Raw genomic sequence first — 7,366 nt, 5'->3', positions numbered from 1 at the left:
TCCCGAACATCCCCCAATCGGTCCCCTCTCCCTCCGGGAGAGGGCTAGGGTGAGGGCAGGCCCATACGCCAATTTCTGCTTGAAATCCTTGGCGATCATGGAATCGGCAAAGCCCTTTCAGTTCGGCGTATCTCTCAAATATCCCCCAATCGGTCCCCTCTACCTCTGGGAGAGGGTTAGGGTGAGGGCAAAGGTTTTAATGATCCCCACACCCGCCAGACGGGCTGCCGTGACAGCCTGATTACGTTATACTCGCCGGCTTTCAAAAGTTCGCCAACGAGTGCTGCCCGTCATGGAAATCAATCCGATCCTGAACACCATCAAGGACCTGTCCGAGCGCTCCGAAACTATTCGGGGGTATCTTTGACTACGATCAAAAGCATGAGCGTCTGACTGAAGTCAATCGCGAGCTTGAAGATCCGAGTGTCTGGAACAAACCTGAATACGCCCAGGAGCTGGGCCGCGAGCGTTCGGCGCTGGCGCAGATCGTCGATACCCTCGATGAACTGAACGCCGGCCTGGCCGATTGCCGCGATCTGCTGGACATGGCCGTCGAAGAAAACGACGAAGGCGCAGTGGGCGATGTCGTCGCCGAGCTGGCCCGTCTCGAGGAAAATCTGGCCAAGCTGGAATTCCGCCGCATGTTCAGCCATGAAATGGACCCGAACAACGCCTACCTGGATATCCAGGCCGGTTCCGGCGGCACCGAAGCCCAGGATTGGGCCAACATCCTCCTGCGCATGTACCTGCGCTGGGCGGATAAACGCGGTTTCGACGCGACCATCATGGAACTGTCGGCCGGTGAAGTCGCCGGTATCAAAGGTGCGACCGTGCACATCAAGGGCGAATACGCCTTTGGCTGGCTGCGCACCGAGATCGGCGTGCACCGTCTGGTGCGCAAGAGCCCGTTCGACTCCGGCAACCGTCGCCACACCTCGTTCTCCGCGGTGTTCGTCTCGCCAGAGATCGACGACAAGGTCGAAATCGAAATCAACCCGGCAGACCTGCGAATCGACACCTATCGTTCTTCGGGTGCCGGTGGTCAGCACGTAAACACCACCGACTCGGCCGTACGTATCACTCACGTACCGACCAACACCGTGGTCAGCTGCCAGAACGAACGTTCCCAGCACGCCAACAAGGACACCGCCATGAAAATGCTGCGGGCCAAGTTGTACGAGCAGGAAATGCAGAAACGCAACGCCGCATCGCAAGCGCTGGAAGACACCAAGTCCGACATCGGCTGGGGTCACCAGATTCGCTCGTACGTGCTCGATGCGTCGCGGATCAAGGATCTGCGCACCAACATCGAACGCAGCGACTGCGACAAGGTACTCGACGGCGACATCGACGAATACCTGTATGCCAGCCTGAAATCGGGCCTGTAAAAGACGCAATACAGCATCGGCTGATTCAAGCCGATCCCTGTAGGAGCCAGCCCAGCTGGCGATCTCCGGGCCGCCAGGCCCGGGGGCAACGAACCTGATGGAATATCTAAAGACATGAGCGACCAACAACTCGACCCGCAAGCCCTGCAACAGGAAGAAAACTCCCTGATCGCCCTGCGCAAGGAAAAGCTGGCTGCCGAGCGCGCCAAGGGCAATGCCTTCCCGAACGACTTCCGCCGCGAAAACTACTGCGAAGATCTGCAGAAGAAATACGCGGACAAGACCAAGGAAGAGCTGGCAGAGGCTGCAATCCCGGTCAAGGTTGCCGGTCGCATCATGCTCAACCGTGGCTCGTTCATGGTGATCCAGGACATGACCGGTCGCATCCAGGTCTACGTCAACCGTAAAACCCTGTCGGAAGACACCCTGGCCGCGGTGAAAACCTGGGACATGGGCGACATCATTGCTGCCGAAGGTACCTTGGCGCGTTCCGGCAAGGGCGACCTGTATGTTGAAATGACCAGCGTGCGTCTGCTGACCAAATCGCTGCGTCCGCTGCCGGACAAGCACCACGGCCTGACCGATACCGAACAGCGCTACCGTCAGCGTTACGTTGACCTGATCGTCAACGAAGACGTGCGTCAGACCTTCCGCGTCCGTTCGCAAGTGATCGCGCACATCCGCAGCTTCCTGATGAAGCGCGACTTCCTCGAAGTCGAAACGCCGATGCTGCAGACCATTCCGGGCGGCGCTGCGGCCAAGCCGTTCGAAACCCACCACAACGCGCTGGACATGGAAATGTTCCTGCGTATCGCCCCTGAGCTGTATCTGAAGCGTCTGGTGGTCGGTGGTTTTGAAAAGGTTTTCGAGATCAATCGCAACTTCCGTAACGAAGGCGTCTCGACTCGGCACAACCCTGAATTCACCATGTTGGAGTTCTACCAGGCTTACGCCGACTACGAAGACAACATGGACCTGACCGAAGAACTGTTCCGTGAGCTGGCGCAGCTGGTGCTGGGCAGCACCGACGTGCCGTACGGCGACAAGGTGTTCCACTTCGGCGAGCCGTTCGTGCGTCTGTCGGTGTTCGACTCGATTCTCAAGTACAACCCTGAGCTGACTGCCGATGATCTGAACGACATCGACAAGGCCCGCGCCATCGCCAAGAAGGCCGGCGCCAAGGTGCTGGGCTTCGAAGGTCTGGGCAAGCTGCAGGTGATGATTTTCGAAGAGCTGGTCGAGCACAAACTGGAACAGCCGCACTTCATCACTCAGTACCCGTTCGAAGTCTCGCCGCTGGCTCGTCGCAACGATGACAACCCGAACGTCACCGACCGTTTCGAGCTGTTCATCGGTGGCCGTGAAATCGCCAACGCCTACTCCGAGTTGAACGACGCGGAAGACCAGGCCGAGCGCTTCATGGCGCAGGTGGCCGACAAGGACGCCGGCGACGACGAAGCCATGCACTACGACGCCGACTTCGTTCGCGCGCTGGAGTACGGCATGCCGCCAACGGCCGGTGAAGGCATCGGCATCGATCGTCTGGTGATGTTGCTGACCAACTCGCCGTCGATCCGCGATGTGATCCTGTTCCCGCACATGCGACCGCAAGCGTAAACGTTTCAGTTAAAAAGCCGCCTAAAACAGGCGGCTTTTTATTGCCTGTCTGGTACAAATGTATCAATTGGTTAATTTTGCAATAGCAGAGGAAGTTCTGTCGTGATGGGTGCAATAGCTCAAGAGGGTGCAGCGGGTATCGCCACTGCGGTCGCTGAAAGTGTTCAGTACCAGGGTCGCAAGGCCAGCCGACAGGGCAGTGAGCAGCGTCGCCAGGACATTCTCGACGCCGCGATGCGCATTGTCGTGCGCGACGGCGTGCGCGCCGTGCGCCATCGTGCAGTGGCCGCCGAGGCAGGTGTGCCACTGTCGGCGACCACGTATTACTTCAAGGACATCGATGACCTGCTCACCGATACCTTCGCCCAATACGTTGAACGCAGCGCGGCGTACATGGCCAAGTTGTGGGTCAACAATGAAGGTCTGTTGCGTGACATGGTCGTCAGTGGCGACGGCAGCCCGGAGTCGCGCTCGCAACTGGCGGACGATATTGCGCGGCTGATGGCCGACTATGTGCACCGGCAGTTGATTAACCGGCGTGAGCATTTGATGGCCGAACAGGCATTCCGTCAGGAGGCGTTGCTTAACCCGCGCCTGGCGATTCTGGTGCGTTCACATCAGCAGATTCTGTTGCAGGGTACCTGCCAGTTGTTCCAGGTGTTGGGCTCGCGTGAACCGCAGCAAGATGCCAAGGTGTTGACGGCGATTATCGGACGGATGGAATATCAGGGCCTGCTCAACGACGCCGAGCCTTTGGCCGAAGAGGACATGCTCGGCATTCTGACGCGGTATATGCACCTGGTGCTCGCGTCGGTGTAACGCAATCGTTGCCGCCTGACGCCGATCCCAATGTAGGAGCTGCCGAAGGCTGCGATCTTTTGATCTTGCTTTTAGAGACCAAGATCAAAAGATCGCAGCCTTCGGCAGCTCCTACAGGGGAAAGGTGTTTCAGATTCATAGGGAGTATTGAATGAAAGCCTGGCGTGGCGTGCTGATCGCCTTGTCGTTCCTGCTGCTCAGTGGCTGTCTGGTGACGTTCAAGGAACCGCTGACCGCCAGCGAACCGGCGCCCAAAGGCCTGCTCGGCAAATGGTCGAGCACCAATGCCTGGGGCGAGCCGATGAACCTTGAGCTGACGCGCCTGGGCAACGATCGCTATCAGGCCGTCACGTACTTCAAGGCCAAACCCCACGAGCGTGAAGCCTATCCCTTCACCGTGTCGCGCCACGGCAGCCGCTGGTATCTGTCGGCGAAAGTGCCGGCGCGCTTCGGCGGCCACTTCACCATCGCCGGCTTCGAGCTCACCGACAAACACGAACTGGTGGTCTACAACCTCGATCTCGACCAGATCAATCAAGCGATCAACCAGAAAGCCCTCGACGGTCAGGTTTTCCAGACTGACGATGGCGACGGCGTACAGGTCGACAGCAACCTCGACAAGGTTTTTGCATACCTCGATGATCCGGCCAATTCCGATGTTTTCGTGGAAGCCGTGCGCTACCAGCGTCAGGCCCGCGCCAAATAATTCAGTTTTCTACAGGAGTTTCGGGTGGACGATTACCAGCAGACGATACGCATGTTGTCCGACCGCATTGTGCTGGCGCAGACGCCGATCCGTGTGCTCGACGCGGTCAAGTGGGACGAGAACATCCGCAAGGGTTTCCTCAAGGCCAAAGGCAAGGAAATGCCCGCCGTCGATCGCGACTACTACCTCAATCGGCCGCTGAGTTTCGATTCGAGCAAGGTCAAGCTGGAGTTCCAGAACATCGAGCGCGACATCACTCGCCAGCTCGGCCAGTTCAACCCGGTCGGGCAGATCATGCGCCGTATGTGCAAGGAATACCGCATGGTGGTGCGCATGCTTGAAGCGCGTGGCACCGAGGATTTCGGCCTGATTTCGCAGGAACTGTACGGCGCCGCCTCCGATGCATTCCACGCCGGTGACCCAACGCTGGCCGACCTCGGCCTGATGATGTCCGACTACCTGAACAACATTGATGGCCGTGGCGACCTCAAGGACGAGCCGAAAGTTCTCACCGCCAAAGACGCGGTGCACTTGCTGCAGACCCGTCTGAACAAAGTGTTCGGCGAGGCCGAGGAAACCATCCGCGTGTTCGAGTCCGACGGCATCGTTGCCGACGCGGCGGCCGGCGCCGACTACATCAAGATCCGCACCGACGCGATGTTCAACGATCGCGACGTACGCGCGCTGGAAGTCCACGAAGGCCTGGTGCACGTCGGCACCACGCTCAACGGGCTGAACCAGCCGATCTGCACCTTCCTGTCCAAAGGCCCACCGTCGTCGACGGTGACCCAGGAAGGCCTGGCGATCCTGATGGAAATCATCACGTTCGCCTCCTACCCGAGTCGCCTGCGCAAGCTGACCAACCGCACCCGCGCCATTCACATGGTCGAGGAGGGCGCCGACTTCCTGCAGATCTTCGAGTTCTTCCGCGAGCAGGGCTTTGAGATGGCGGAAAGTTACGGCAACGCCAGTCGGGTTTTCCGTGGCTCGACGCCGACCGGGCTGCCATTCACCAAAGACTTGTCCTACCTCAAGGGCTTTATCATGGTTTACAACTACATTCAGTTGGCCGTGCGTAAAGGCAAGCTTGAGCAGATTCCGTTGTTGTTCTGCGGCAAGACCACACTGGAAGACATGCGGACCTTGCGCCAGCTGGTGGATGAAGGATTGGTGGTGCCGCCGAAATACCTGCCGGATCAGTTCCGCGATTTGAATGCGTTGTCGGCGTGGATGTGTTTCTCCAACTTCCTCAATCACTTGAGCCTGGACCGGATCGAAGCGGATTACTCCAATATCCTTTGAACAACCAATATCCCCTGTGGGAGCTGGCTTGCCAGCGATTGCGTTCTCTCAGTCAATATTGATGTTGGCTGACCCACCGCCATCGCTGGCAAGCCAGCTCCCACAGGGTTATTTGTTTTTCTCTGAATCGTTTGTTTGCCAATTTCTTTTGCGAGGTTTCACCGGATGAGAATCCTCGGCATCTTCTGCCTGCTCCTGACCCTCGGCGGTTGCAGTTCGCTGTTGTTCTACCCCGAGCCGGGCCAGATCTTTACCCCGGAAAAAGCCAAGCTCGAATACCGGACGGTAACTTTGGTTACCGCTGATGGCTTGAAGCTCAACGCCTGGTGGCTACCGGCGAAACCCGGTGTCGAAGTCAAAGGCACCGTTCTGCACCTGCACGGCAACGGCGGTAACCTGCCGATGCACCTCGGTGGCAGCTGGTGGCTGCCGAAAAACGGCTATCAAGTGCTGTTGGTCGACTATCGCGGTTATGGCCTGTCCGAGGGCGAGCCGAGTTTGCCGGCGATCTATCAGGACATCGACGCCGCGTTCGCCTGGCTCGACAAGGCGCCCGAGGTCAAAGGCAAGCCGCTGATTCTGCTCGGTCAGAGCCTCGGCGGTTCGATGGCCGTGCATTGGCTGGTGCAGCATCCCGAACGGCAGAAACAACTTAAGGCTTTGGTGCTCGACGGCGTGCCCGCGAGCTATCGCAGTGTCGGCCAATATGCTCTCAGCACTTCGTGGCTGACCTGGCCATTTCAGGTACCACTGTCGTGGCTGGTGCCGGATGGCGACAGCGCGATCAACTCGATGCCGCAACTCAACGGCGTGCCGAAGCTGATCTTCCACAGCATCGACGATCCGCTGGTCCCGCTTTCCAACGGCATCCGTCTGTATCAAGCTGCGCCGCCACCGCGTGTGCTGCAAATGACCCGTGGCGGTCATGTGCAGACCTTCGGCGACCCGGTGTGGCGTCAGGTCATGCTGCGCTACCTCGACGATCCCGAGCATTTCAACGGCCTGCGCCGTCTCGGCGAAATCCCCAATTACCCGACACCCCCGAATTCTGAAGATGAGAGTCCGCAATGACTGAAGAACGCAACGCCATCCCGCTGATCATCACCGGTATCTGCAGCATCCTCGGCACCGTCGGGGCGCTGTGGTACTACGGCTACCTGCACTTCGCCAAACCCGAGGATGCGTTGCTGCTCAATGAATTCACCATGCTCAAGACCGTGCCGGGCGAAGACTACAAGGTCTCGCTCGACCCGGCGGCGCAAGTGGCGCAGTGCATTGATGGCGTGTTGGTGTTGTTCGATACAGAGCAGAAAGGTTTGACCGGTGTGCTGATTAACGCCCAGAAGAAAGCCGTGCGTTGCATGGGTGAGGAGACTCCGCAGAAGCTGGAACAGTGATTCTGCAGGTTCAGCCCTCACCCTAACCCTCTCCCAGGGGGAGAGGGGACTGACCGAGGTGTTCTTTCGCTATACGCCGACCTGATCCACCGAGTCGAACGCAAATGTGGAAAACACCACAAATCGGCCCCCTCTCC

The 7,366-nt window shown here is 58.7% G+C and carries 7 protein-coding genes; all 7 read left to right on the top strand.

The window, feature by feature from the left end:
- Positions 1 to 292: 292 nt before the first annotated feature.
- Positions 293 to 1,388 (top strand): peptide chain release factor 2 gene (gene prfB / locus PMI23_RS29655; protein ID WP_102358477.1). Its coding sequence is split into 2 segments (ribosomal slippage): positions 293 to 364 and positions 366 to 1,388, totalling 1,095 coding nucleotides; the frame shifts between segments, so codons are not numbered across the junction.
- A gap of 114 nt (positions 1,389 to 1,502) precedes the next feature.
- On the top strand, positions 1,503 to 3,005 hold the full coding sequence (gene lysS, locus PMI23_RS03270) for a lysine--tRNA ligase (protein ID WP_007908910.1): 1,503 nt from the start codon (positions 1,503 to 1,505) through the stop codon (positions 3,003 to 3,005).
- 105 nt (positions 3,006 to 3,110) lie between these two features.
- The gene (locus tag PMI23_RS03265) at positions 3,111 to 3,824 is read left to right on the top strand and encodes a TetR/AcrR family transcriptional regulator (RefSeq protein WP_007908909.1); all 714 of its coding nucleotides are present in this window, start codon (positions 3,111 to 3,113) and stop codon (positions 3,822 to 3,824) included.
- A 151-nt stretch (positions 3,825 to 3,975) separates the two neighbouring features.
- Positions 3,976 to 4,530, top strand: a complete 555-nt coding sequence (locus PMI23_RS03260; RefSeq protein WP_007908908.1) for a hypothetical protein — start codon at positions 3,976 to 3,978, stop codon at positions 4,528 to 4,530.
- Positions 4,531 to 4,581: 51 nt separating this feature from the next.
- Positions 4,582 to 5,832 carry a flavohemoglobin expression-modulating QEGLA motif protein gene (locus tag PMI23_RS03255; RefSeq protein ID WP_177321038.1) on the top strand — a complete coding sequence of 417 codons (1,251 nt, stop codon included), beginning with the start codon at positions 4,582 to 4,584 and terminating at the stop codon, positions 5,830 to 5,832.
- 165 nt (positions 5,833 to 5,997) lie between these two features.
- A complete protein-coding gene (locus PMI23_RS03250) occupies positions 5,998 to 6,903 on the top strand; it encodes an alpha/beta hydrolase (RefSeq protein WP_007908905.1) in 906 nt (301 codons plus the stop codon).
- A complete protein-coding gene (locus PMI23_RS03245) occupies positions 6,900 to 7,229 on the top strand; it encodes a hypothetical protein (RefSeq protein ID WP_007908903.1) in 330 nt (109 codons plus the stop codon). Before PMI23_RS03250 ends, PMI23_RS03245 begins: the two co-directional genes overlap by 4 nt.
- Positions 7,230 to 7,366: the final 137 nt, after the last annotated feature.

Origin of the sequence: Pseudomonas sp. GM24 (genome assembly GCF_000282235.1) — a bacterium.
In the GTDB taxonomy this organism is placed as follows: domain Bacteria; phylum Pseudomonadota; class Gammaproteobacteria; order Pseudomonadales; family Pseudomonadaceae; genus Aquipseudomonas.
This window is presented reverse-complemented; position numbering and strand designations above follow the sequence as displayed.

What these genes read in the sequence shown, in the direction of transcription:
- lysS (WP_007908910.1), top strand. Translation starts at nt 1,503, where the DNA reads ATGAGCGACCAACAACTCGACCCGCAAGCCCTGCAACAGGAAGAAAAC.
- PMI23_RS03265 (WP_007908909.1), top strand. Translation starts at nt 3,111, where the DNA reads ATGGGTGCAATAGCTCAAGAGGGTGCAGCGGGTATCGCCACTGCGGTC.
- PMI23_RS03260 (WP_007908908.1), top strand. Translation starts at nt 3,976, where the DNA reads ATGAAAGCCTGGCGTGGCGTGCTGATCGCCTTGTCGTTCCTGCTGCTC.
- PMI23_RS03255 (WP_177321038.1), top strand. Translation starts at nt 4,582, where the DNA reads ATGTTGTCCGACCGCATTGTGCTGGCGCAGACGCCGATCCGTGTGCTC.
- PMI23_RS03250 (WP_007908905.1), top strand. Translation starts at nt 5,998, where the DNA reads ATGAGAATCCTCGGCATCTTCTGCCTGCTCCTGACCCTCGGCGGTTGC.
- PMI23_RS03245 (WP_007908903.1), top strand. Translation starts at nt 6,900, where the DNA reads ATGACTGAAGAACGCAACGCCATCCCGCTGATCATCACCGGTATCTGC.